The organism is Mycobacterium sp. URHB0044 (assembly GCF_000620625.1).
Taxonomy (GTDB): Bacteria; Actinomycetota; Actinomycetes; order Mycobacteriales; family Mycobacteriaceae; genus Mycobacterium.
Window position 1 is genome coordinate 89,281 of record NZ_JIAW01000022.1, and the last position, 23,444, is coordinate 112,724.

Sequence of the window (23,444 nt, forward strand, 5' to 3'; positions counted from 1 at the left end):
GGGGCGGGTTGGGGGATCGAGGGTTCGTGGCTCAGTTCGGTGAACCGAGGGTGGCGCGCAGCATCGACAGCAGCTCCGACCGGGATTCCGCACCCAACCGGCGGCGAATCCTCGCCACGTGATGTTCGACGGTCTTCGCCGAGATGAACAGCTGACTGCCGATGTCCTTGTACGGCAGACCCTGCAGCAGCAGTTCGGCGACCTCGCGCTCGCGATCCGACAGTCGTGACGAGGGCGGCATCGACGACGTCCGCTGTGGCGACGAGGCCACCGCGGCAGGCGCGTCGACGTCCTCGTCCTGTCCGGTTGCGACGAGTTTGAGGTCGCGCGCCAACTGCAACATCGCTCCAGAGACCCGGCCGTCGGGCGTCTGCAACGCCGCCTGACTGGCCAGCCGCGTCGCATCCCAGCCGAGTCCGCACTGTGCCAGCGCCCGCGCGGCGACGGTCACCTCGTCGACGTCGACGTGATTGGCCAGCACCCGCAGCCAGATCCGGCCCGCGGTCGCCAGCGCCTTGGCGAACGGGCTGTGGCCGGCAGCGGCAGTCAGCGCCTGGCCGTGCGGCGCCACCGCCTCCGGCGAGTTCGCCAGGATGCCGGCGTGCACCCCGGACCAGTGCAGCGGCAGCGACCAGAGGATCGGCTTGCCAAGCGCCTCAAGCAGATTGAAGGCTTCGTCGATGGTGTGCCGCAGCCGGTCCACCTGGCGTAGGCGTGCGGCGGACACCCACAACTCGCCGAGGGGCAGCAGCGAGTACACGTCCAACGAGTATTCGGTGAGCACCTCCATTGCGGTGTACCAATGCTTCTGGATCGCCCCGGTGTCACCGCTGCGCCGAGCGATCGCGGTCTGCAGGGCGGCCGCCCACAGCGCGTCCCTGCGGTGCAGTTCGCCACCTGCAGCCGTTCTGGCCGCGGCCACGTCGGCCCCGGCGGCGGCGAGTTGGCCCTCCTGCATCCGGACCCAGCCGAGCAACAGCCGGTGGCGCGGCGCGACGAAGCCCTCGTCGTCGCCCGCAGTGCGGACGGCGCGTCCGATGACGCTGCGGGCGCGGACGGGGTCGCCGCCGTGCAGCGCCGCCAGCGTCACCAGCGCAGCCGGAGTGTCCGGTGTGACGCCGGCAGCGGGTTGATCCGGCGTAATCGCTTGCGCCAGACGGGCAATCGCGACCGGGTACGGCGAATCGAGGCTGCGCATCAAGCCGTCGGACAGGCTGCGGGCAGCGCGGGCGGTCGAGGTGGGTGGTCCCGCGCTCTCGACGTCGATGGCCGCACGGGCCGCTGCGACATCACCGACGCCGATCGCCACGATGACCCCCGCCGCACCGATGACGGCGTCGGGATTTGGGCCCAGCCAGCCGAACAGCTCGGCGGCCTGGGCCGCGCCGCCGTCGTGTGCGGCGACGCTGGCGGCGATCCGGACCGCCGCGGCGCGTTCGTCCGGCTCCTGCGACGTCAGCAGCTCGTCGGCCAGGCGGCCTGCCGTGCCGCAGTCCCCGGTCAGCGCAAGTGCGTCGGCCAGCGGCGCGTTGAGCGTCGACGCGCCGACCTCGGTGGCCGCACGGTAGAGCCGGGCGGCTCGGCCCGGATGGGCCCGGTTGCGCGCGGCGAGCACCGTGAGCGCGTCGGCCAGCTGCGGGTCGCGCAGCCCGTGGTCGGCGAGCCTGAGCGCGAGATCCGTTGACAGCGTGGACTTCTCGACCTGAGTATGCAGGAGCGCGATCTCGATGTCGTGGTGGCGGGTGGCGCCGATGATCTGGGAAAGGCAGTCGTGCAGCGAGCGCAGGAAGGTCGGACTGTGCGACGGGGCGATGAGGCCACTGGCGCGGGCACGGTCCACCAGGGTATGGGCCCGCTCGATGTCGGTCCGCAAGGCGCCGGCCACGTCGTCGGGACCCAGTTCCGGGCTGAGCGACGAGATCAACAGGGTGTGCAGCACGGCGTCGTCGACGCGACGCAACCGTTCGATGAGCGCGACCCGGGCCGCGGCAGCGACGGCCGCCACCGGCGACTGGCCGTCCTGGGGAGCGCCGAGTGCCGCAACCGCAGGACCGACGAGGAAGGGCAGCCCCGCCGTCGTCGTCATGACGGCACGAACCGACTCGACAGGCGCTGGCGCACCGGCGGTTTCGGTGATCGCCCGGCTCACCTCCGCGGGTGTCAACGGGCCAAGGGTCACGACCGGACTCTGTCGGGCGATCGCGGTGGCCAGGGCGGCAAGGGCCGGCTCGTGCGCTATCGGTTCGGCGGCGATGACGACGGTGGACGCGGAATCGCTGACCAAGTCGGCCAATTCGTCGAGTTCCGGTGCACCGAGCAGATGTGCGTCGTCGATGACGACCGCCGCGCCGTCCGGGTCGCCGTCGCGCGGTGGTCTGGCGATCACCGTGACGCCCGCCGCCCGCAGCGCCGACCGGATGTCGGTCAGCACCGAGGTCTTTCCCGTGCCGATGCCACCGGACACCAGCACCTTGGCGGGTTCGCCTGGTTTCGTGTGATCCCGAGCCGTCAACGCTGCGACGACGTCATGGGTGGTCACGGAACGACGGTCACCAGTTCATCGGCGTTCGCCGTGGGCGGGATGGTGGTGACCGTCGACGGCACCGACGCCGACGTCGGCCCCGACGCCTCGGACGTGGGCGGCGGTGCCACCGTCGTGGTGGTCGTCGTCGTGATCTTCGTCGTCGTCGTGGTGGTCGGCGTCGTGGTGGTGGTCGTGGTCGTCGTGGTGGTGGTCGTCGTCGTGGTGGTGGTCGTGGTCGTCGTCGTCGTCGTCGTGGTGGTCGGCGAGGTGGTGGTCGTCGTGCTAGTCGGCGACTCGGAGGACGTGGCCGTCGTGGTGTTGCCAACACCGGTGTTCGGCTCGGACGACGACGACGCTGGGACCACCGTCGTGGTGATCGAGCCGTCGGTCCCCGTCTGGGTCAACGTGACGTTCTCGGTCACCGGGGTCGACGGCTCGGATGAGCTGGTCAGGGTGACGGCCAGCCCGCTGATCGCGAGCAGCGCCGCCGCCGCGGCCGCGCCGAACAGGATCGGTGGCCGCTTGTACCAGGGCAGCGGCTCGGAGTCCGGAAGGTCGTCCTCCTCCTCGTGCGCGAACGCCACCTCGGGTCGGGCGTCGGTCGGGCCGACGTAGTCGGACGGGTAGTCGCCTCCGGCGTAGGGGACCGGTTCGCCGCCGCCGGGTTGATCCTGCGACCACGCCAGCGAGTTCGCCGCCGACGTGGCATCCAGCGGGGGAGGCTCGGGCGGCGTGGCACCGGCCACCCAACCCATGGTCGGCGCCAGCCCCGTCGGAGCATCCGCCACCGGGCCCATGCCGGTGGGCGCGTCGGCCCCGAAGCCACTCGCGGCGGCGACCGCCGCGCCCGCAGCCATCACGAGCGCAGGCTGCGGCGTCGTCACCACCGGAGCGCGTAGCCGCTCCGAAAGGCTCTGGGTGACGATCGGCACCGCGGCGCCGCCACCGACGGTCGCGACCGCGGTGACGCTGGCCAGCGGAATGCGGTGGCGCTGCAGAGTCTGGTCGACCGCCGTGACGAGACCCGCGAGCGGCTGCTCGATGAGCCGCTCCAACTCCGACCGCGTCACCCGGACGTCGGAGGAGAAGCCCGGCAGCTCGGCGGGGATGACGGTGGCCGTATCGGCCGACAACCGTTCCTTGGCCTGCCTGCACTCGTCGCGCAGCCGGGTGAGCGACCCGACCGCCGCCGTGCTCGCGGGATCGGAGTCGCGGGCGTCGGCGATGTCGGCGATCACGTGGTTGAGCAGTGCCTGGTCGATCAGATCACCGGAGAAGTCGCCGTAGCGGACCGTCTCACCGATGACCGCGAGGCCGTTTCTCGCGTCGGCGAGCGTGATGCTCGTGCCGCTGGCGCCGAAGTCGCACAACACCACGACGCCGTCGGTCGGCAGTCCCGGCCCCGAGCGCAGACCCGACAACGCGGCGCCCGAGTCGGGGACCAGGATCGGCGGAATGCCGTCGGCGGCCAGTCCGGGCTTCACCCGCAGCGCGCTGCGCAGGGCCCCGACTACGCCGGGTCCCCAGTGCGCAGGCACGGCGATGGTGACCGGTGAGCCCCCGCCTGCCAAGCGGGCCATGGCGTCGAGTGCCTCGACGAGGACGCGTTCGCCACGGTGCGACGAGCCGTCCGACGCGACGAGCGGCACGGGGTCGCCCACGCGCTCGACGAACCCCGTCAACACCAGACGCGGCTGATCCGGGCCGGAGTGCTGGCCGACCTCCGGCGCGCGGTCGTTGAACAGGTTCAGCACCGAGCGGCGGGTGATCGGGGCACCGTTGCCCGCGGTCGCCACTAGATTGGTGGTCCCGACGGACAACCCCAGTGCCTCGCTCATCTACATCCATCCCACGTTGGTCGGAACTGCTGCCGGTTGGAAAAGAAGCCGGTTGGAAAAACAAGCCCTCACCATAGCCGCCCTTGAACGCCCGCATCGGGATTCCCCCTAACGGCCCAGAACCCCTAACGGGCGGTCCCCTAACGGCGTCGTTGCGGGGGTGGGTTCGGCACCGATCACGCCGGCTCCGCACATCGATAGCATTCAAGTCGAACCAAAAGAGCTTCATTTACGTATCGCCGATTCGAAAGGGAGGTGTGTCATGGCTAACTCGCTCCTCGACTTCGTCATGTCGGTGGTGCGCGATCCGGACGCGGCCGCTCACTATGCGGCGAACCCCGCTCAGGCCATCGCCGACGCCCATCTCACCGACGTCACCACTGCAGACGTCAACCAACTCATCCCCGTCGTCAGCGAGTCGCTGTCCGCGGCGGTGCCGTCGACGGGTTTCGACTCGTTCGATGCCGACGCGGGTAGCAATGTCTGGGCAAGCGGTGCCGCAACGGCTGCGTTCGACGCGTTCGCCGATCACCTGCCGCTGCAGGGCATCGACGATGCGCACACGCTGGTGTCGAACGTCGTGCATACGGACGACGATCAGTTGTCGACCGCCATCGATGGTGGTGACGACTTCTCGGTGGACGACGTACCTGCGGTCGCCCCCGCCGACGATCCGTCGCTGCAGTTCGACGGCCCGGTCATCGACGACGTACCGGTGCCGGACGCCCCCCAGGAGGACGACTGGAGCCATTCGGTGGTCGAGGATCACCTCCCGCAGTCCGACGATCAGGGATTCGACATCTTCAGCTAAGCCCAAGCTCTGCACCAACGCGACAGCGCGGCCCATCACGGGCCGCGCTGTTGTCGTTTCATGCAGGTCAGAGCGCATGACAGCCATTACCCCCGGCAACCCCCTAATCCCCTAATGAGCAATCCCCCTATACCCCGGCATGGCAGGGTGGAGTGAGGGGTTGCGGCCCCGTTTCTGCGGCGCCCGCGGGTCCATAACGTAGTCATCAGTTCGCCGGACAGCCTGGCGACAGACTCAAGACCACACAACCGAAAGGCACTCCGATGACCAGCTTGATCGACTACATCCTCGACCTGTTCCGCAGCCCCGACGTCGCGGCGTCCTTCATCCAGGACCCCGACGGCGCCATGCGGGATGCCGGCCTCCCGAACGTCAGCGCGGCCCAGCTCGCCTCCGTCGCCGCCACAGCCGCTCCGGCGGGTGTCGCCCTCGGCGGTGGGGACCCGGTGCACGGACTGCAGCGTGCGGTTGCCGACTACCACAGCATCGCCTCGCCGTTCTCCCCGCAGACGACGTTCGCGCCGCAGACCCAGACCGACTTCGCCAGCCACAACGCCACTCAGGTCGCCAGCAACAACGACTTCATGAGCCCGGATCAGGCTGCGGGGGCGAACGCCCAGAACGGCGCGTTCAACCTGGGCTTCGGCGACATCACGTTCGGCGACAAGACCACCAACACCGCAACCGACGGTGGCGTGGTGAACACCGGCACCGCCGGCGACATCGACACCACCAACGTCGAGGGTGACGGCAACGTCGTCGGTGACGACAACAACGCCAACACCGGCGTCATCGAGGCAGGCGATCACTCGCCCGTCATCATCGGTGAGGACAACGACACCGAGGTCTCGGACAGCTCGCAGCACTCCGGCGGCGACATCATCACCGGCAACGAGGGCAACATCATCAAGGACAACGACATGTCCGGCGGGCACGGCGGCAACGCCAGCTCCGGCGCTGGTGGCGGTCTCCTCGGCGGCATCGGCAACGACAGCGAGGCCAACGCCGGCGGCGGCGGTGGCGGCGGGTCGATCATCCTGACCGACGCCTCCTCGCACGACAGCAGCACCACCGTCGGTGGCGACCAGACCACGGTCAACGCCGGCCACGACGTCACGGGCGGCGTGGACGCCAGCCATGACGACAACTCGGTGGACAACTCCGACAACAGCGTGCACGACAGCCACGACGACAACTCGACGCACGACAGCCATGACGCGACGGTCGAGACCCACGTGGACGTCAGCAACGACGTCGGCCTCTTCTGATCCGAGACAACCGAATAGCGCAGCTGGCGGGGACCTCCTCTCAACGGGGTGGTCCCCGCCACCTTCGCGCGCCTACGGTTGGTCCAACGCAGCGGGAAGAAGAGACACATGACGCAACCGAATGACCCCCGCAAGGTAAAGGTCATCGTCGAACTGATCGACCACAGCAGCAGGATCGCCGCCACCTACGACCGCGGCGACCTCGTGGAGCGGCTCGGCAAGGCGAAGGAACGCATCTCGGATCCGCAGATCCGGGTGGTGATCGCCGGCCAGCTCAAGCAGGGCAAGAGCCAGCTGCTGAACTCACTGCTCAACGTGCCCGTCGCCCGCGTCGGCGACGACGAGACCACCGCATTGGCCACGGTGGTGAGCTACGGCGAGCAGGCGTCGGCGCGACTGATCGTCGCCCGCGGCGACGGCGCCGAACCCGAGGTGATCGAGATCCCGCCGAGCGAGGTGCAGACCGACCTGCGGCGTGCCCCCCAGGCCGGTGGCCGCGAGGTGCTGCGCGTCGAGGTGACCGCGCCAAGCCCGCTGCTGAAGAACGGCCTCGCGTTCGTCGACACCCCCGGCGTCGGTGGACACGGCCAGCCGCACCTGTCGGCGACGCTGGGTCTGCTGCCCGACGCCGACGCGATGCTGATGATCAGCGACACCAGTCAAGAGTTCACCGAGCCCGAGATGACGTTCATCCGTCAGGCGCTCGAAATATGCCCGCTGGCAGTCATTTTGGCGACGAAGATCGACCTCTACCCACATTGGCGGGAGATCGTCGCGGCCAACGAGGCGCACCTGCGACGGGCGGGCATCACGACGCCCATCGTCCCGGTTTCTTCGATGCTGCGCAGCCATGCAATCCAGATGAATGACAAGCAACTCAACGAGGAGTCGAACTTCCCGGCCATCGTGAAGTTCCTCAGCGAGCAGGTACTGTCCGGCGAGAACGACCGCGTGCGCGACCAGGTGCTCGCCGAAGTACGTTCGGCTGCAGAGCATTTGACGCTCGCCGTGACCTCGGAGCTGGCATCGATCAACGACCCCGACGCGCGGGACCGGCTGACCAGGGACCTGGAACGGCGCAAGCAGGAGGCGATGGACGCGCTGGCGCAGACCGCGCTGTGGCAGCAGGTGCTCAACGATGGCATCGCCGACCTGACCGCGGACGTGGACCACGACCTGCGCGGCCGGTTCCGGGCGATCACCCAGCACACCGAGAAGGTCATCGACGGGTGCGACCCGACGCAGCACTGGGCCGAGATCGGCGCGGAACTCGAGGACGCGATCGCCACCGCCGTCGGCGACAACTTCGTGTGGGCGTATCAGCGGGCCGAGGCGTTGGCCGAAGACGTGGCGCGCAACTTCCAGGAAGCCGGCATCGACGCCGTCGACATGCCGCAGATCGACGCGCGGGAAATGGGTGCGGGTCTGGGCGAGATGAAGTCGCTGGCGAAGCTCGAGGCCAAGCCGATCGGCAAGGGCCACAAGGTCGTTACCGGTATGCGCGGGTCGTACGGCGGCGTGCTGATGTTCGGCATGCTGACCTCCTTCGCGGGGCTCGGCATGTTCAACCCGCTGTCGCTCGGAGCCGGTCTGGTGCTGGGCCGCAAGGCGTACAAGGAGGACATGGAGAACCGGATGATGCGGGTGCGCAACGAGGCCAAGGCCAACATGCGCCGCTTCGTCGACGACGTCTCCTTCGTCGTGAGCAAGGAGTCCCGCGACCGGCTCAAGGGCATTCAGCGCCAGCTGCGCGACCACTACCGCGGGATCGCCAACCAGACCACCCGGTCGCTGAACGAATCGCTGCAGGCCGCGCTGGCCGCGGCCAAGTTGGAGGAGAATCAACGGGAGGCGCGGATCAAGGAGCTGGAGCGTCAGCTCAACATCCTGCGCCAGGTCACCGAACATGCGGTGAAGCTGTCACCCCAGCCGGCGGAGCCCAGCCCGCAGCCCGCTTAAGCTGGTACCCCGGCAACTCCGCCAGTAGAACGCCGAGGTAGCGCGACATGAGCACGAGCGATCGAGTGCGCGCGATCCTTGGTGGCACCATCCAGGCGTACCGCGCCGATCCCGCGTACCGGATGCGTCCCGACGTGCACAACGAGCTCGACTGGATCGGCCGGCGGCTGAACCAGCCGATCCGGATCGCGCTGGCGGGCACGCTCAAGGCGGGCAAGTCGACCCTGGTGAATGCGTTGGTCGGCGAGGACATCGCACCGACCGACGCCACCGAGGCCACCCGCATCGTCACCTGGTTCCGCAACGGGCCGACCCCCAAGGTGACGGCGAATCACCGTGGCGGGCGGCGCTCCAACGTGCCGATCGCGCGCGATCCCAGCGACAGGGGCCTGACGTTCGACTTCGCCAGCCTCGACCCGGAGGACGTCGTCGACCTCGACGTGGAGTGGCCCGCCGCCGAGCTCATCGACACCACGATCATCGACACCCCCGGCACCTCGTCGCTGTCGCGTGACGTGTCCGAACGCACCCTGCGGCTGCTGGTTCCCGAGGACGGCGTGCCGCGGGTCGACGCGGTGGTGTTCCTGCTGCGCACCCTGAACGCCGCCGACATCGCGTTGCTCAAGCAGATCGGCACCCTCGTCGGTGGATCCGCCGGCGCGCTCGGCGTCATCGGCGTCGCGTCGCGCGCCGACGAGATCGGCGCGGGCCGCATCGACGCGATGCTCTCGGCCAAGGACGTCGCCACCCGGTTCACCGCCGAGATGGACAAGACCGGCATCTGCCAGGCCGTCGTCCCGGTGTCCGGTCTGCTCGCGCTGACGGCGCGCACCTTGCGGCAGAGCGAGTTCGTCGCGTTGGAGAAGCTGGCCGGGGTCGACGCGGCCGAGCTCACCAAGGCCATGCTGTCCGTCGACCGGTTCGTGCGGGAGGACAGCGAGCTGCCCGTGGACGCCGCCACCCGCGCCGCGCTGCTGGACCGGTTCGGCATGTTCGGCATCAGGATCTCGATCGCGGTGCTGCGCGCCGGCATCAGCGATTCCGTGGCCCTAGCCGACGAGCTGCTGGAACGCAGCGGCCTGATCGCCCTGCGCGACGTGATCGACCAGCAATTCGCCCAGCGGTCCGACCTGCTGAAGGCCCACACGGCGCTGCTGTCGCTGCGGCGCTTCGTCGAGGCCAACCCCATCTATGCCACGCCCTACATCCTGGCCGACATCGACCCGCTGTTGGCCGACACGCACGCGTTCGAGGAGTTGCGGCTGTTGAGCCAGCTCCGTTCGCGCCCAACGACCTTGAACGACGACGAGATGGCGTCGCTGCGGCGCATCATCGGCGGGTCGGGTACCGACGCGGCCAGCAGGCTCGGTCTGCAACCCGATGCGCCCTACGACGGGCCGCGGGCGGCGTTCGCCGCGGCGCAACGGTGGCGGCGCCGGGCGGATCATCCGCTCAACGATCCGTTCACGACGCGGGCGTGCCGGGCCGCGGTGCGCAGCGCGGAGGCGCTGGTCGCCGATTACGCCGCAAGCGGACGCGGAATCAGCTAACGATTCGCGCCCGTCCGCCGACATATCTGGCATGCGTGAACGTGTGGGGTTGTCGGTCGGCGCGACCAACCTGGTAGCTGCCCGCGCCGACGGCAGCGCGATCGTCCGGAAGGCGGCGGTCAGCTGGCGTGGCACCGTCCTGAGCGGCTTCGTGGAGCGGTTCGGCGACCCGGTGCCGATGGTGGCGGCCGACGGCTCGGTACACGCCGCCGACCGTTTGATGGTCGAGGCGCTCGCCGACATCAGCCGGGCTCATGGCGGCGGCGAGCGAACTTCGGTGGCGGTGCCCGCGCACTGGCAGCCGCACCTCGTCGACCGGATGCGCGCGTTGCTGCCCGACGCGACGGTGACGTCGGACGCCGTCGCCGCACTGACCGCGCTGCGCAGGAATCCGGGCTTGCCCGCCCGCGGCATCGTCGCGCTGTTCGACTTCGGGGCCACCGGCACCACCATCACCCTCGCCGACGCCGCGGCGGACTTCCGTGCCGTCGGCGAGGCCGTCCGCTACGACGACTTCTCCGGCGACATGATCGACCGCGCCCTGATGACGTACCTGCTCGCGGGCGTCGACGTCGACCCGTCGGGTACGTCGGCGGTGGCGTCACTCACCGAGTTCCGCGACCGCGTCCGAATTGCCAAGGAGCGGTTGTCCTTCCAGTCCGCGGTGGGGCTGCGCGGACCCCAGCCGGGCACGACGGTCCGGCTCACCCGCGCGGAGCTCGAGTCGTTGGTCCGCGAATCCCTCGACGGCGTGCTCGCCGCGTTCGACGACATGCTGATGCGCAACGGCATCTGGGCCTCGCAGGTCGTCGCCGTCGCGACCGTGGGCGGCGGTGCGCGCATACCGCTTGTCACGCAACGTCTTTCCGAAGCGCTTCGGATGCCGGTGACCACTACTGCCGATGCGCAGTCGGTCGCGGCCATCGGTGCGGCGCTGATCGCGAGCCGCGAGCCGGAAGCGGTGACACGGGTCGCGATGGCGTCGCAGACCGGGACGCTGCTGGCGCCGGCCGCCGTACCTGCCCCGCCAATGCCCGTGTCGCCTGCCGTTGCGGCCCAGGCCTGGTCGGAGGCCGACGCCGTCGACGATCCGGCGTGGGCACGGCCCGAAGTCGTCTTCGATCACAGCGCGGCCGCCGACGCCGCGGCGCTGCCGCCCCTGCCCTGGTATCAACGGCCGGCGTTGCTGTTTGCCGTGGCGGCGTGTGCGGCGGTGTTCGCGGCCGTCGGTCTGGTGGTCACCACCGACACCGATGCGGCGAACGCCTCGTCTCCGCTGCCGAGCGCCAGCGCGGTACCGTCGATGTCCGATGCCGGCGTTCCGGCGACCGCGGATGCCGCAGCGCCATCGGTCGTCACGCAGACCCTCGCCGCGGCAGGCCGGCCGAACGTCGGTTATACCCAGGCGCCGCAAGCTCAACGGGTTCCGGCTCCGCAGGCACCCGGGCCGGCTCCGCAGAACCCACCGCCCGCGCCGGTGACGACGACCACCTCGCCGACGACGACGACCACGCCAACGACGACGACCAGCACCCCGACGACGACCACCACCACGACTCCGCCGACCTCGACTTCGACGACCACCTCGACCAGCGCGCCGCCACCGCCGCCCTCGTCAACGTCCACCAGTGCGCCGCCCCCGCCGCCGCCTTCGTCGTCGTCCGAACCGCCGCCTCCGCCACCTCCGCCATCGTCGTCAGCGGAACCGCCGCCACCGTCCTCACCGCCGTCGTCCTCGACGGCAACGGTTGCGCCCCAGGCGAATCCGCCCGCCGGCTCCTAGCGCCGGCCGGCCCGAATTTCATGGGCCACAGGGGACCAGGGGTAGGTCGTTTGCCCACCTTTGAGCGACTTCTGCAGATCTCTCACTCCGGTCGCCCGGCACGAGAGTCTCGCGAGGGGTCGAAGTCGCTCAAAGGTGGGCAACCGCACCACCATCCGGGCCCGGGACTGCCGAAGCCGCTGTGACTCGAGGCCCGTGCCTCGAGTCACGAACCCCTACGGCGTCGGCGGTGCGGACGTCGGCGGCTGCGTGACCGTCTGGGTTTCCGTCCGCGTCTCGGTGACGACGCTGGTGCTGGTGCTCGTGCTGACGCTCGGAGTCGTCGTCGTGGTCGTCGTCGGCGGCGTCGTCGTCGTGGTGACCGGTTCCGTCGTGGTGGTCGTCTCCGTCGTCGTCGCGGTCTGCGTCTCGGTCGGTGCGGGTGCCACCGACTCGGACGTGGTGGTCGCCGACGTCGATGGCGTCGTGGTGATCGTGATGGTGGTCGACGAGTCGTCGCCCATCAGGCTCACCAGCGCGTAGACGACCAGCGCCAGGATGAGCGCGGCGACGGCGCCCAGCGCCACCAGGGCAGCGGGCGTGCGGTACCAGGGCTGCTCGGGCGGCGGCACGGGTGCGGTCGGTTGACCGTAGGTGTCGTAGCCGCTCTGATCGCCGTAGTTGGCGTAGGCGGTGGGCTCGTCGTCCGGGTACTGATTCGGGTCGTCGGGAGGTCGCGCCATGGGCTTCGATGGTAGAGCGCGTTTACGGTCTCGGGTACAACGTTCTGGTCTCGTTCAGGCGCGGCCGGCTCCGACTGCTGCTCGGTCCATCTTCGGTCTCGTGCGTCGTCCGCGTCGTCGTGCTGCTACTCGTCGACGTGTCCGAGCTGCTCGAGGTGGTCGACGAACCGTCGGACGGATTGATGTCCGTGGTGACCGGGGGACTGGTGCTGCTGACGGTCTCCGTCGTGGTGGCTGTCGTCGTCGACGAGGTACGCGACGAGCTCGATCCGCCGGGATCGATGTAGTACGTCGGCGCCTGATCGGGTTCGGTGAACTGCCCGACGACGTAACTGATCAACAGGAACAGGATCCCGATCAGGGCAAGGCCGGCCACACTGGCACCCACCACGGTGGATGTCCGCTCGTGCCACGGAGGATCCTGGGGATCCTCGTCGCGGTCGCCGGTCACGGGGACTGATAGTAGCCGTGGCCGGCATTTACCGACTCGATCAGCCGAATCGGCCGACGACCTCGGCGAACAACTCCAGGTGGTCGAGGTCGGACATATCCAGCACCTGCAGGTACACGCGTTGCACCCCAGCTTCGGCGAACGGGGCCAACCGGTCGACGATCTCCTCCGGCGTGCCGACCAACGGCGAGTTGCTGCGCAGTTCGTCCACCTCACGGCCGATGGCGTCCGCGCGGCGCGCGATCTCGGCCTCATTGCGCCCGGCGCACACCACGAACGCCGCCGAATAAGTCAGAGAATCCGGGGCTCGGCCCGCCGCATCGAGGGCTGCGGCGACCCGGCCGTACTGCGTCTTCAGCACGTCCAAGGGCACGAACGGAATGTTGAACTCGGAGGCGAACTTCGCCGTCAGCGCCGGGGTGCGCTTGGCGCCGCCGCCACCGATGACGATCGGTGGATGCGGAGTCTGCAGCGGCTTGGGCAGCGCGGGCGAATCCTCGACGGTGTAGTGCTTGCCGGAATAGTCGAACTTCGCCCCCGGCGGAGTGGTCCACAGGCCGGTGATGACGTCCAGTTGCTCGGAGAGCCGGTCGAAGCGTTCACCCAGCGGCGGGAACGGAATCGCGTACGCCTTGTGCTCGGCCTCGAACCAGCCTGCGCCCAAACCCAATTCGACCCGGCCGCCGCTCATCTCGTCGACCTGCGCGACCGAGATGGCCAGCGGTCCCGGATACCGGAACGTGGCCGAGGTGACCATGGTGCCGAGCCGGATCGTCGACGTCTCGCGGGCGATACCACCGAGCGTCACCCAGGAGTCCGTCGGACCGGGCAGCCCGTCACCGCTCATCGCCACGAAGTGGTCGGACCGGAAGAATGCCGAATAACCCAGCGCCTCCGCGGCACGGGCGACGGCGAGTTGGTCGCGGTAGGTGGCGCCTTGCTGAGGTTCGACGAATACGCGGAAGTCCATGGGCGTCAGCCTAGATGCGGACGCTAGAGACCGCCGCGCCCGTCGCGGACGGCTGCCACGGCATCGTCGTCGCCGGCAAACGTCAACCGCGCCTCGTCGCGGCCCGACGCGAACATCAGCAGTTCACCCGGCGCGCCGGTCACCACCACCGCCGGGCCACGGCCGACGGTGGCCAACGTCTTGCCCTCCGGGGTCCGCAGCGACACGTGGCCGGGGACCTTCGACAGCGCCATCCGCGCCAAGAATGGGACCTGTCGAGCCAACGCCGCGGTCGTAGCGTCGTCGACTTCGCGCGGTTCCCATCCGGCCGCGGCTCGACGCACGTCCTCGTGATGGATGAACATCTCCGCCACGTTGATCAGCGGGTCGAGCAGCTTGAAGGGCGACAGGATCGGGGGTCCCGATGCGATCTGGTCGAGCAGGACGTTCCAGTCGGTCTCCGCGGCGACCTGGTTCTGCACCCGCGCGGTGTAGCCGGCGAGCGCGGGGATCATGATGCCCGGCGCGGTGTCCAGCCGTCGTTCCCGCACGATCAGGTGGGCGGCCAGGTCGCGGGTGGTCCAGTCGCCACACAGCGTGGGCTTGTCGGGGCCCACCCCGCGCATGGTCGTGACGAGCGCGGCGCGTTCCTGCTGGGCGACGGTCATGGCACTCCTTGTCAGAAGATCTCGACGCCGGTGGTGCTGAGGAACATCCCGTGTCCGGTGGCGTCGTTGGTGAAGCGCGTGCCGTCCTCGGTCGCCACAATGGTCCAGCCCTCGGCGGAATAGGTGCGGTAGTCGATGGTTTCGACGGGGATGTCGCCGAGGTTGCCGACGATCCACTGGACCTGACCCGCCGCGCTGAGCCGTATTCCGTTGGCGGGCACGCCATTGACCACCGGGGCGTTGGTGAACGCCGACTCACAGCCGACTTCCGCGGTGTTGATCTGGCAGCGGGTCTTGCCGGACTTCGTTTCGATGAAGACGTAACCGTTCTGGGACGCCAACCGTTCACCGGACGGTGGCGCGGCCGTCGGAGAGGAGGGCACGGCGGTGGTGGCCGACGGCGGGGTGGTCGACCGGGTGGGCCGCGACGTCGGGAAGCTCGGTTCGGTGGGCGACCCGGCGCTGGGCTGCGGGTCGCCCGTGATGGTGGACTGACAACCCACCAAGAGCGCCCCTGCCGCGAGCATGCACGCGGTGATCTGCCGTGCCTTCATCGCGTTCCAGGCTACGCAGATGGCGACCGGTTACTGCGGTGACGCGCCCGCCATCGCGGCATAGCCGTCGGATAGCGCGCGCAGCTGCGCCGCCCCGTCGCCGGAGTACGCGGCGCCGTGCATGATCGCCAGGGTCGTCGGGTTGAGCGCGGCCAGCTGCTCGAGCGTAGGGGCGAGGTTCTCGGTGAGTCCGGTGGCGTGGAAGAAGCCCTCGGCTTCGATGGCCGGCTCGCAGATGTCGGATTCGGTGACCGCCGGGCAGTGGCCGACGTGGGTGAACAGGTCACCCGCCAACAGCGTCGAGGTGCTCTCGTCGAACCACAACCCGGCCTCCCAGTTGTGCGGCACGTGCGGCGTGGCGATGAACCGCAGCCGGTGCCCGCCGGTGTCGAGCGGCTCGTCGCCGGCGGCTACCGGCGGACGGTCGCACATGTCGTTCAGCGACAGCATGCACGCCAGCGGGCCGTGGATGACCTCGGCGCTGGGCGCGGCGTCGAGTAGCAGGTTCACCGCGCCGCACTCGTCGGCCTCGACGTGTCCAAAGGAGATCCAGCGCAGTTTCTCGATCGGGATGACGCGCTCGATGGCCGCCGCGACCTGCCCGAAGAGGAACCGCTGTCCGCAGTGGAACAGGAACGGTTCGTCGCCGGTCAACAGAAACTGGTTGAACGTGAAGCCGTTCTCGGTGATGCCGGGAATCCAGGTGGAGAATCGGTAGACGCCGTCGGCAATTTCGTCGACCGAGGTGTTCAATTCGGTGTTCATCCGCACATCGTGCGCCGGACCCGCGCGCCGCGGACGCAGTCGGACAATTCTAGGTTCCAGTTTCCGCACGGCGCAGGCGGCAGCCGTCATGCTCGCCGAGCCCGGGTTCTCGGGAAGAAATTCTGCACGTTTCGACTACACGCACGGCACCAGTAGCACCTCCGGCGAACGGGCAAAGCGGTTCGAGGTCAGAAGGGCAGGTTCGGCTCGCCTTCGATGGGGTTGTCGTCGGCATCGGTGCGCGAGGCGGTGTGCGCGATATCGTGGCCCTCTCCGACGCGAACACAGCCGGCGGCGCAGTCCTGCATCACGACGGCGTGCGCACCGTCGTGCACCACTCGCCATTTCCAGGCGGTTTGGATGGTTGTTTGGTCGGCGAGCATCGCGTGGCGGTCACCGACGCTGCAATGCAGCGTGCGCGTGGCGCTGTCGCAGGTCTCGTGAAGCAGTTCGTTTTCCGAAAGCCCGAGAGGGTTACGAATCAGCCGCACGCCGAATCGCTGGACCTTGTCGAAAGTCCGCAGCCGCTCGCAGATGCCGGTCAGGATCGCGTCGTCGTCGTCGCTCAGCGGCTCGGCGTCGCCGAACTCGTCGGGCTCGGCGAACTCCATGCCGATGGCATGGACACCGTCGTGGGTGGAATCGTCGAACCGGATGGCGGTGGCACTCAGCCCTGTCACGGAAAAGGCCGACCGCACGGCGGGCGCGGTTTCGGTCCGTCGCGGCGACCGCATGGCGTGCTCAACGAACACCTCGTCGGGTTCGGGCTCGAAGTGCTTGTGCAGCAACCAGATACCGAATCGGTGCCACGCATCGGTGGAAACCAGATACTGGCCCAGTTCGTCGAGACAGGCGCGGTCATCGTCACTCAGTTCGCCGACGTCGGTGGTATCCATGTGGCGTAGCGCCTCGTAGTCCTGCACTCCGTGATCGCGCATGGTCAGCATGGATGGTCTCCTTAACTGTGCCGTTGATGGAGCCATCTCCAGCACCTACGGTCGGTGAAATCGGATGCTAGCAAGGCGATCACGGCGACCGCGGTGTTTGGCTGGAACTGTGGGCGACGCACGCGGGCGGTACATCAACCGTTCATCAACTGTTTGCAAAGCGTTGCGTCAGGCTGGCGGGTCGAACTGGAGATGATGCAATTCGGCGTAGACGCCTTCAAGTTCCAGCAGTTCGGCTTGAGTACCGTCTTCGACGACAACACCGTCCTTGATGACGATGATCTTGTTTGCGTCGCGCAGCGTGCTGAGGTGGTGGGCGATGGTGATGACGGTGCGGCCCGCCATTAGCCGTTCCAGGGCCTCGATCACCAGGTGTTCGGATTCGGCGTCCAGTGCCGCGGTTGGCTCGTCGAGTATCAGGATGGGATTGTCGCGGATCAGCGCACGCGCGATCCCGATCCGTTGACGCTGACCGCCAGACAGTGTGGAACCGCGATCCCCGACCAGGCTGGCGTATCCGTCAGGCATGCGGGTGATGAACTCATCGGCGTTGGCCAGTTTGGCCGCGGCGATGATTTGCTCGTCGGTGGCCTGCGGACGCCCGAAGGCGATGTTGTCGCGGATCGTTCCGCGCAGCAGCACGGTGTTCTGCAACACGAAGCCGATCTGGGTGCGTAGGCCATGCAGTCTGTAGTCGGCGATGTCGGCACCATCGATCATGATCCGGCCGCCCAGCGGATCCCGGAAACGTGGGATCAGGCTTACCAGAGTGGATTTCCCACTGCCGGTGGGTCCGACGATGCCCACCATCTGCCCGGAGCCGATCGTGAACGTGATGTCGCGTAACACCGGCACGGCGGCGTCGTATCCGAACGAGACGTTCTCGAAAGTGATCTCACCCTTGAACGGCGGTGGGTCGGCGGGCAGGGGGCGTTCGGGGATAACGGTGTCGGCGTCGCACACCGCGGTGACGCGCTGGAAGCCAACCGAGACTTGGGCCAACGTGTTGGTCATCTGAGACAGTGACCGCACAGGTTGGAAGAAGCGCGCGAGGTAGGCAAGGAAAACGGTGAGGACGCCTGCGGTCATCGTGCCCGCCAGGATGAGCAGGGCGCCCCGCCACAAGATCAGGCCTGTGCATACCGCGATCACCACGCTGACTACTGGCGAAAGGATCGCCGAAAGCCGACGCGTAGTGAGCCAGGCCATCACGGTGTCCTTGCTGACTTTGCGAATCTGACGGTCTTCGTAGTCCTCGCGGGAGTAGGCCTGCACCACCTCGATCGACTGAAGACCCTCCTGTAGCGCCGAAAGCAGGTCCGACTGTTTGGTACGGACTTCGGTTACAGCCGTCTTTATCGCCTTGTTGATGCGCACCAGAAACACGATGAGAATTGGCGTCACCGCGAGTGCAATCAGTGCGAAATCCCAACGCAGCAGCAGCATTACGATGACCATCGCGACGACCGTCAGGGCGTCGGTCAAGATATTGAGAGTGGAGGTCGACGCGAAACTCTGGATTGTTTGAACGTCGGTCGTCAGAGTGCTCAGGACGGTGCCGATCCGGTTGTGGTCATAGTAGGCCAGCGAAAGTTGCTGTAGGTGGTGATAGAGCCGTACGCGCAGGTCGTTTCCGATGTTCTGGCCCAGCTTTTCGGTGAAGTAGCTGGCGACGTAGAACGCTGCGCCGCTGACGACAGCGATTGCGACTGTGGCGATCCCGGCCGCCGCGGCGATGTGCGGCTTGGTTGCGCCGCCTACCAACGGAAACAGCCAGGCGATCCACGTCGGCGGACGATGGTTGGCCACGACGTTGTCGAGAATCACCTTCAGCGGCCAGGGTATGGCCAGACTCATCAGCATCGAGACCAGCGTTGCCGCCAGAATCACCGCGAGGGCCCGCCGGTAGGGGCGTAGCAAGTCACGAAGTAGCGGCGGCACGGCAGACGTCTCCAGGTTCGCAGACAACGATCAGCCGAACCGTATCAGCGGATGTCGTTGTCCTGCGTGTTCTACGTTGCTCAGGGACAAGGCCGATACAGCCGCGTCCGCGAGGTTGGATACGGGTGTGATCGTGTGGCGATGAGCAGCACTGCTTCATCGGCCCAGCCGCGTTGGCCGGGAATGCCGAGCCGCCGACGTCTTGTTCGTCCACCACAGTGACAGCGTGGCTTCGTCCAGTGAGCGCTCGCGCCCGTCGAACACCCTGGCCCTGATCGACAAGTGGGCTTCTGCGGCATCTCGCTCGCTTCACCGGCACGCGCTTACGCGCCGAAGACGAGCCTCACAACAATTCAATCCCGCTGAACGCAACCGGTGACGAATCACCGTCGACTCGGAAACCTGGGCGGGTGACCCGTGCAATTCGCTTCAATGCCTTCGACATGAACTGCGTCGCCCACCAATCGCCAGGACTCTGGCGGCATCCCGACGACCAGTCGTGGCGCTACAAGGACCTGACGTACTGGACCGAGCTGGCCAAGCTGCTGGAGCGGGGACGATTCGACGGCCTGTTCATCGCCGACGTGCTCGGCACCTACGACGTCTACGGCGCCAGCGACGAGGCCGCGATCCGGCAGGCCGCCCAGATCCCGGTGGGCGATCCGCTGCTGCTGGTGTCGGCGATGGCGCTGGTGACCGAGAACCTCGGCTTCGGCATCACGACCGGGACCGGATTCGAGCATCCGTATCCATTCGCGCGCCGAATGTCGACGCTCGACCACCTCACGGGCGGGCGCATCGGCTGGAACGTCGTCACCGGCTACCTGCCCGCCGCGGCCCGCAACATGGGCCAGACCGACCAGCCCGCCCACGACGCCCGCTACGACCACGCCGACGAGTACCTCGAGGTGCTCTACAAGCTGTGGGAAGGGTCGTGGGAGGACGACGCGGTGGTGCGCGATCGCGAGCGCGGCGTGTTCACCGACCCCGACAAGGTGCACCACATCGGGCACTCGGGTCCGCACTTCAGCGTGCCCGGCGTGCACCTGGCCGAGCCGTCGCCGCAGCGCACCCCGGTGATCTACCAGGCCGGCTCGTCGCCGCGAGGGGTCCGCTTCGCCGCGGAGAACGCGGAGGCCATCTTCACCGCGGCGCCGACGAAGGCCATTCTGCGCGAGACGGTTTCGACCATCCGCCGCGAGCTCGAGCTGGCCGGACGGGACCCGTACTCGGCGAAGATCTTCAACCTGTCGACGATCGTCACGGCCGACACCGACGAAGAGGCACACGCCAAGCACGCCGAGTACCTCTCCTACGGGGACCCGGAGGGCGCGCTGGTGTTCATGTCGGGCTGGATGGGCGTCGACCTGTCCCGCTACGGCCTCGACGAGCCGATCGGCAGCGTCGACTCCAACGCAATTCTCTCTGCCGTCAAGGCATTTCAGTCCGCCGACCCCGACGGTCGCGAGTGGGCGGTGCGCGACATCGCCGAGTGGGGCGAGATCGGTGGCATGGGGCCGCGCATCGTCGGCTCCGGTGCGAGCGTCGCCGACACGCTGCAGGAGTGGGTGGACGAGACGGACGTCGACGGCTTCAACCTCGCCTACGCGATCACGCCGGGGTCATTCTCCGACGTCGTCGACTACGTCGTGCCGGTGCTGACCGAACGCGGTGCGTACCAAACGGCCTACGAGCCCGGCTCGCTGCGCAACAAGCTGCTCGGCAAGGGCGACCGGCTGCCCGACGAGCACCGCGGCGCGCGGTACCGGGTGGGTGGTCCCGACTCGACGATCATCGAGCGGCCATCCACGCTGCCCTCGTCGTCGGCTTCGGTCGCCGCGCAACCGGCCAAGGGCCGCTAGCAGCTTCCCCAAAACGAAAGTGGCCGTTGCCTCCCCGAGGAGGGCAACGGCCACTTTCGTGTGTGCCTACTGGAGCGGCAGCAGGATGTTCTTCACGCTCGGGTCGGTGGCCAGGTACTGCTGCACCGCCGGATCCTTGAACGTCTCGACCAGTCGCTTGATGTTGTCGGTGTCCGCCCACTTGCTGCCGATGGTGAGCTGACCGGCGAACTCGTCCGGCGCGGGCGGGGCGAAGATCTGCTGGCTCAGCGGGATCTTCGCGGCCAGGTAGTACTCGGTGTATCCGACCGCGGCGTCGAGGTCGGGGAGTGACCGGGATTGGGCGGCGAAGTCGAGCAGCGTGAACTTCAGGTTCTTGGGGTTGGCGACGATGTCCTTCTGCGTTGCCTGCCACTTGTCCGCCGACGGGTCAAGCGTGATCAGCCCGGCGCGCTCGAGCAGCCACAGCCCCTGAGCTTCGTTGGCCGGATCGGAGTACAGCGACACGTTGGCGCCGTCGGGAAACTGCGACGGGTCGGTGTACTTGTCCGACCAGATGCCGAAGCCCCAGCGGAAGACCGGCGTCGCCGCCGTCTCGCGGAAGTCGGGGTTGGCCTCGAGAACCTGGCCCAGCCACAGTTTGTGCTGGTACACGGTGCCCGCCACCTCGCCGTCGCTGACCGCGCGGTTGATGGTGTTGGAGTCGGCAAGGCCACGGAAGGCGACCTTGATGCCGTGCCGCGGAGCGACCTCACGGGCGATGTACTCGATCAGTGCCTGCTCGGCGGCGTTGCCCTCGTTGGTGGCGACCACCAACGTCGCGCCCGGGATCTCGTTGGGCGACTTGGTGTCTCCGAAGAAGAAGAATCGGACGCCGACCACGGCGGCGACGACCACGACGAGACCGGCCGCGATCCAGATCCACTTGGGTCTGCGCTTCAGTTCGAAACCATGATCGTCGGTCTCGCTGACGGGAGTGGGTGTGGTTGTCATATCTTCTCTTTCGGGTCAGACGGCAGCCGGGCGGCGGCGTGATGGGCGGACGGCTCCGGCTCGGAGCCGGCTGTGCGGTGTGGTCAGTCGCACCAGTGCGTCGCCGATGAGCTGCACTGCCGCGACCGTGATGACGAGGATGACGATGGTTGCGAGCATCACGCCTTGGTCGAATCGCTGGTAGCCGTAAGTGACTGCGACGTAGCCGATTCCGCCGGCGCCGATGGTGCCTGCGATGGCGGAGTACTCGATCATCGCGATGACGTTGATGGTCAAGCCGCCGATGATGGACGGAACGGCCTCGCTGAGCTGGGCGGTCCGGATGATCTGTAGCCGCGATCCACCCGATGCGCGGGCCACCTGGACCACCGCCGGTGGTACCGAGCGCAGGGAGTTTTCGACGATGCGGGTGAAGAAGGCGATGCCGGCGAGCGACATCGGTACCACGGCCGCGGCGATGCCGATGTTGGTGCCGGTAATGAGCCGGGTGAACGGCATGATCGACGCCATCAGGATGAGGAACGGCAATGACCGGCCGATGCTGATGATCCAGCTCAACGTCGTATGCAGCGCCGGGTTCTCGAACAGACCACCCGGCGCCAAGTTGTGCACCAGCGCGCCGAGCGGCACGCCGACGACCACCACGATGGTCATGACGATGCCGACCATGATCAGGGTGTCCAGCAGCGCAGGGAAGAGCAGGCCGGGCAGCTCGTTGACCGGTACCTTGGCATTCGCGAGCAATGTCATGCCACGCCCTCCAATTCGGAAGCCTCGGAATCGCTTTCGGCGGACAGCCCGTATCGGTTCAGCACGTCGCGCACGCGTGCGCCGACCTCGGCGGGGACGCCGAGCGTGAAGCCACCGACGCTGACGCCGCCGACCACCTGCACCGACGCCCCCAACACCGACAGCGGGACGCCCAGGTCCTGCGACGCCCGTCCCAGCCAATCCGGCGGCACGTCGGGAGCGTCGTACACCACGCGCCAGAGCACCTGCCCCGCAGCGGTTTCGGCGTCGACACGCTGCGGCCGAAGCGCCGAGCCGAGTGCGGAGTCGGGGTCGGTGAGCAGGTCGATGAGCCGCCCCGACTCCACGATGCTGCCATGGTCGAGCTGGGCGACCGAGTCGGCGATCTTGAGAACGGTGTCCATCTCGTGGGTGATGAACACGATGGACAGGTTCAGGTCGTCGCGCAGTTCCCGCAGCAGCTCCACGACCGAGTCGGTGGTGGTGGGATCCAAACCGGCCGTCGCCTCGTCGGACAGCAGCACCGACGGCCGCAACGCCAGCGCACGTGCGATGCCCACCCGCTGGCGTTGACCTCCGGACAGCTGGAAGGGGTAGTGCCCCGCACGCTGCGACAGGCCGACCCGGTCCAGCAGTTCCGCGACGCGCTTCTTGGCTTCGGCCGCAGTCACTCCGAGGTACTCCAGCGGTAGGGCGACGTTCTCGGCAGCGGTGCGCCGCTCCAGCAGTCCGGCGGACTGGAAGACGGTGCCGATGCGCCTGCGCGCGACCCGCAGCTTGCCCGCCGACAAGGTGGTGAGGTCTTCACCGTTCACCACGACCGATCCCGACGTCGGAGGGGTCAGAAGGTTGATGCACTGGGCGAGTGTGCTTTTCCCAGCACCGCTCGGGCCCACCACGGCCAGGATCTCCCCGCCTTCGACACGAAACGTGACCTGATCGAGGACCACGGTGCGCTGGTCACCGTGCCCGTAGGCCTTGGTGAGGTTCGTCAGTTCGATCACCGGCGAATGCTCCCAGAACGGGTTGCGCGGAAACACCTTTGCGATCAGCACGAGTACAGGACCGGTTGATTGGCGCCAGCCTGATCGAAAATCTGTGAACCGCGGCGGTCCCGACGCACACTTCGG

At 68.0% G+C, this 23,444-nt stretch carries 19 protein-coding genes; 7 read left to right on the forward strand and 12 right to left on the reverse strand.

The window, feature by feature from the left end; all coding sequences use genetic code 11:
- Positions 1 to 31: 31 nt before the first annotated feature.
- On the reverse strand, positions 32 to 2,539 hold the full coding sequence (gene iniR, locus N536_RS39900; protein WP_051574871.1) for an isoniazid response ATPase/transcriptional regulator IniR: 2,508 nt from the start codon (positions 2,537 to 2,539) through the stop codon (positions 32 to 34).
- Complete coding sequence (locus N536_RS0130620; RefSeq protein WP_029117098.1) at positions 2,536 to 4,362, reverse strand: Hsp70 family protein; 1,827 nt, start codon at positions 4,360 to 4,362, stop codon at positions 2,536 to 2,538. The genes iniR and N536_RS0130620 overlap by 4 nt, the downstream gene beginning before the upstream one ends.
- A 262-nt stretch (positions 4,363 to 4,624) precedes the next feature.
- Between N536_RS0130620 and N536_RS39905 the strand changes: the two genes are divergently transcribed.
- The 5 genes from N536_RS39905 to N536_RS0130645 all read left to right on the forward strand — a co-directional run bounded on the left by N536_RS39905 (position 4,625) and on the right by N536_RS0130645 (position 11,733).
- Positions 4,625 to 5,173 (forward strand): IniB N-terminal domain-containing protein, encoded by a 549-nt coding sequence (locus N536_RS39905; protein ID WP_036438179.1) that lies wholly within the window; start codon positions 4,625 to 4,627, stop codon positions 5,171 to 5,173.
- Positions 5,174 to 5,436: 263 nt separating this feature from the next.
- Positions 5,437 to 6,441: an IniB N-terminal domain-containing protein gene (locus N536_RS0130630; RefSeq protein ID WP_029117099.1), complete on the forward strand. Its 1,005-nt coding sequence runs from the start codon at positions 5,437 to 5,439 to the stop codon at positions 6,439 to 6,441.
- Between the two features lie 108 nt (positions 6,442 to 6,549).
- The gene (gene iniA, locus N536_RS0130635) at positions 6,550 to 8,400 is read left to right on the forward strand and encodes an isoniazid-induced dynamin-like GTPase IniA (RefSeq protein WP_029117100.1); all 1,851 of its coding nucleotides are present in this window, start codon (positions 6,550 to 6,552) and stop codon (positions 8,398 to 8,400) included.
- A 47-nt stretch (positions 8,401 to 8,447) separates the two neighbouring features.
- Complete coding sequence (locus tag N536_RS0130640; protein ID WP_029117101.1) at positions 8,448 to 9,950, forward strand: dynamin-like GTPase family protein; 1,503 nt, start codon at positions 8,448 to 8,450, stop codon at positions 9,948 to 9,950.
- A gap of 31 nt (positions 9,951 to 9,981) precedes the next feature.
- Complete coding sequence (locus tag N536_RS0130645; protein ID WP_029117102.1) at positions 9,982 to 11,733, forward strand: Hsp70 family protein; 1,752 nt, start codon at positions 9,982 to 9,984, stop codon at positions 11,731 to 11,733.
- 215 nt (positions 11,734 to 11,948) lie between these two features.
- Here the strand turns inward: N536_RS0130645 and N536_RS0130650 are convergent, their stop codons facing one another.
- A complete protein-coding gene (locus tag N536_RS0130650; RefSeq protein ID WP_029117103.1) occupies positions 11,949 to 12,455 on the reverse strand; it encodes a hypothetical protein in 507 nt (168 codons plus the stop codon).
- Positions 12,456 to 12,463: 8 nt separating this feature from the next.
- On the opposite strand from N536_RS0130650, the gene N536_RS42430 reads away from it, so the two are divergent.
- Positions 12,464 to 12,742, forward strand: coding sequence for a hypothetical protein (locus N536_RS42430; RefSeq protein WP_029117104.1), 279 nt, complete (start codon positions 12,464 to 12,466; stop codon positions 12,740 to 12,742).
- Positions 12,743 to 12,946: 204 nt separating this feature from the next.
- Here N536_RS42430 and N536_RS0130660 read toward each other — a convergent pair whose 3' ends face one another.
- From N536_RS0130660 to N536_RS0130685, 6 genes are all read right to left on the reverse strand, one after another.
- A complete protein-coding gene (locus N536_RS0130660) occupies positions 12,947 to 13,876 on the reverse strand; it encodes an LLM class F420-dependent oxidoreductase (protein ID WP_029117105.1) in 930 nt (309 codons plus the stop codon).
- Between the two features lie 23 nt (positions 13,877 to 13,899).
- On the reverse strand, positions 13,900 to 14,523 hold the full coding sequence (locus tag N536_RS0130665) for a TIGR03085 family metal-binding protein (protein WP_029117106.1): 624 nt from the start codon (positions 14,521 to 14,523) through the stop codon (positions 13,900 to 13,902).
- An 11-nt stretch (positions 14,524 to 14,534) separates the two neighbouring features.
- Positions 14,535 to 15,077: a hypothetical protein gene (locus tag N536_RS0130670; protein ID WP_029117107.1), complete on the reverse strand. Its 543-nt coding sequence runs from the start codon at positions 15,075 to 15,077 to the stop codon at positions 14,535 to 14,537.
- A 30-nt stretch (positions 15,078 to 15,107) separates the two neighbouring features.
- Positions 15,108 to 15,830, reverse strand: coding sequence for an MBL fold metallo-hydrolase (locus tag N536_RS0130675; protein ID WP_029117108.1), 723 nt, complete (start codon positions 15,828 to 15,830; stop codon positions 15,108 to 15,110).
- Positions 15,831 to 16,030: 200 nt separating this feature from the next.
- On the reverse strand, positions 16,031 to 16,834 hold the full coding sequence (locus N536_RS0130680) for a hypothetical protein (RefSeq protein ID WP_155948807.1): 804 nt from the start codon (positions 16,832 to 16,834) through the stop codon (positions 16,031 to 16,033).
- A gap of 123 nt (positions 16,835 to 16,957) precedes the next feature.
- On the reverse strand, positions 16,958 to 18,757 hold the full coding sequence (locus N536_RS0130685) for an ABC transporter ATP-binding protein (protein ID WP_231514684.1): 1,800 nt from the start codon (positions 18,755 to 18,757) through the stop codon (positions 16,958 to 16,960).
- Between the two features lie 383 nt (positions 18,758 to 19,140).
- Between N536_RS0130685 and N536_RS0130690 the strand changes: the two genes are divergently transcribed.
- Complete coding sequence (locus N536_RS0130690) at positions 19,141 to 20,592, forward strand: LLM class flavin-dependent oxidoreductase (RefSeq protein WP_029117111.1); 1,452 nt, start codon at positions 19,141 to 19,143, stop codon at positions 20,590 to 20,592.
- A gap of 66 nt (positions 20,593 to 20,658) precedes the next feature.
- Here the strand turns inward: N536_RS0130690 and N536_RS0130695 are convergent, their stop codons facing one another.
- From N536_RS0130695 to N536_RS0130705, 3 genes are read right to left on the reverse strand one after another with little or no spacing between them, the layout of a single operon-like run.
- Positions 20,659 to 21,564 carry a MetQ/NlpA family ABC transporter substrate-binding protein gene (locus N536_RS0130695; protein ID WP_029117112.1) on the reverse strand — a complete coding sequence of 302 codons (906 nt, stop codon included), beginning with the start codon at positions 21,562 to 21,564 and terminating at the stop codon, positions 20,659 to 20,661.
- Between the two features lie 15 nt (positions 21,565 to 21,579).
- Positions 21,580 to 22,314: a methionine ABC transporter permease gene (locus tag N536_RS0130700; RefSeq protein ID WP_029117113.1), complete on the reverse strand. Its 735-nt coding sequence runs from the start codon at positions 22,312 to 22,314 to the stop codon at positions 21,580 to 21,582.
- Positions 22,311 to 23,318 (reverse strand): methionine ABC transporter ATP-binding protein, encoded by a 1,008-nt coding sequence (locus N536_RS0130705; RefSeq protein WP_029117114.1) that lies wholly within the window; start codon positions 23,316 to 23,318, stop codon positions 22,311 to 22,313. Before N536_RS0130705 ends, N536_RS0130700 begins: the two co-directional genes overlap by 4 nt.
- Positions 23,319 to 23,444: the final 126 nt, after the last annotated feature.

Excerpts from the sequence above, each read along its gene's own strand:
- N536_RS42430 (WP_029117104.1), top strand. The coding sequence starts at position 12,464 with ATGGTAGAGCGCGTTTACGGTCTCGGGTACAACGTTCTGGTCTCGTTC.
- N536_RS0130645 (WP_029117102.1), top strand. The coding sequence starts at position 9,982 with ATGCGTGAACGTGTGGGGTTGTCGGTCGGCGCGACCAACCTGGTAGCT.
- N536_RS0130700 (WP_029117113.1), bottom strand. The coding sequence starts at position 22,314 with ATGACATTGCTCGCGAATGCCAAGGTACCGGTCAACGAGCTGCCCGGC.
- N536_RS0130640 (WP_029117101.1), top strand. The coding sequence starts at position 8,448 with ATGAGCACGAGCGATCGAGTGCGCGCGATCCTTGGTGGCACCATCCAG.
- N536_RS0130665 (WP_029117106.1), bottom strand. The coding sequence starts at position 14,523 with ATGACCGTCGCCCAGCAGGAACGCGCCGCGCTCGTCACGACCATGCGC.
- N536_RS0130630 (WP_029117099.1), top strand. The coding sequence starts at position 5,437 with ATGACCAGCTTGATCGACTACATCCTCGACCTGTTCCGCAGCCCCGAC.
- N536_RS0130660 (WP_029117105.1), bottom strand. The coding sequence starts at position 13,876 with ATGGACTTCCGCGTATTCGTCGAACCTCAGCAAGGCGCCACCTACCGC.
- N536_RS0130670 (WP_029117107.1), bottom strand. The coding sequence starts at position 15,077 with ATGAAGGCACGGCAGATCACCGCGTGCATGCTCGCGGCAGGGGCGCTC.
- N536_RS39905 (WP_036438179.1), top strand. The coding sequence starts at position 4,625 with ATGGCTAACTCGCTCCTCGACTTCGTCATGTCGGTGGTGCGCGATCCG.
- N536_RS0130650 (WP_029117103.1), bottom strand. The coding sequence starts at position 12,455 with ATGGCGCGACCTCCCGACGACCCGAATCAGTACCCGGACGACGAGCCC.
- iniA (WP_029117100.1), top strand. The coding sequence starts at position 6,550 with ATGACGCAACCGAATGACCCCCGCAAGGTAAAGGTCATCGTCGAACTG.
- N536_RS0130695 (WP_029117112.1), bottom strand. The coding sequence starts at position 21,564 with ATGACAACCACACCCACTCCCGTCAGCGAGACCGACGATCATGGTTTC.
- N536_RS0130620 (WP_029117098.1), bottom strand. The coding sequence starts at position 4,362 with ATGAGCGAGGCACTGGGGTTGTCCGTCGGGACCACCAATCTAGTGGCG.